The following is a 935-nucleotide window of genomic DNA, read 5'->3' as shown; positions in this document are numbered from 1 at the left end:
AGTTTAATAAACGTTTTCCTGATGTTCATGTAGTGGTCTCTAGTGATGAAAATTTAGAGACCCGCATGGCTGCTGGTGATTTACCAAACTTATATGCAGGTGTTTTTGGTTATCAGCCAGCCAAATACGCAAAAATGGGCAAGCTTGCTTATTTTGGCCAGTTTGATGGTTATCAAGACTTGGTGGAGCGTATCGACCCTGTCTTTATGCGTAAGAACTTTGGTCGTACCTATTATATACCTTGGCATGTGACCACTCAGTTGATGATTTATAATAAGGAGCTGTTCAGAGAAGCAGGGCTCGATCCCGAACAACCACCGAAAACGTGGCAAGAGTTTATTGTAGCTGCTGAGAAAATAAGCCAGCTTCCAAATCGTAGTGCTGGTAGCCCAGTGTATGGGACAGTATTTTGGAATGATGTGCTATCGACGGGCAGTTGGTATTGGGGGATGCTTGCTCAGCTGTATTATAACTTTAACCAAGGTGAGTACACACTGCTTAACCGGTTCGGTACACATCCGATTTTTGATAAACCAGAAGCGAATATGGCCCAGTTCCTTGACACCATGCAACAGGCTCAGCAATTTGCGCCATTAACCTTGGAAAAGAGCATCTTTTCTCGCAGCATTGGTATGTGGCCACAGTTTGGTTTTGGTTGGAAAGCAAACTTAACGGAAGCAGCAGGTAAACCTATGGTTATTGGTGACGATGTTGGCTTAGCTCCTATTCCAACGCTGAATGACGGTGATACCTCTTATTCAACGCTCGATGGCCGTGCTCTAATGATATTCAAAAATGACCCTAATATTGAACAGCTAAGCTGGGAGTTTGTTCAGTTATTAATGAACGATGAGTTTAACCACAAAGCCAATGTCGAACTGGGTCAGCTTCCTAGCCTGATTTCGATTAAAGATCGTGAATATTATCAAAGTAAT

Annotated in this window: 1 protein-coding gene; it reads left to right on the top strand. The window is 42.9% G+C overall.

The window, feature by feature from the left end; translation table 11 throughout:
* Positions 1–935: extracellular solute-binding protein (locus tag KIV40_RS31050; RefSeq protein ID WP_285353144.1), on the top strand; the 935-nt coding region annotated here is incomplete at both ends.

This window comes from Vibrio sp. D173a (assembly GCF_030248475.1).
The sequence above is the reverse complement of the archived record's forward strand: the minus strand, read 5'-3'. Positions and strand labels throughout refer to the sequence as shown.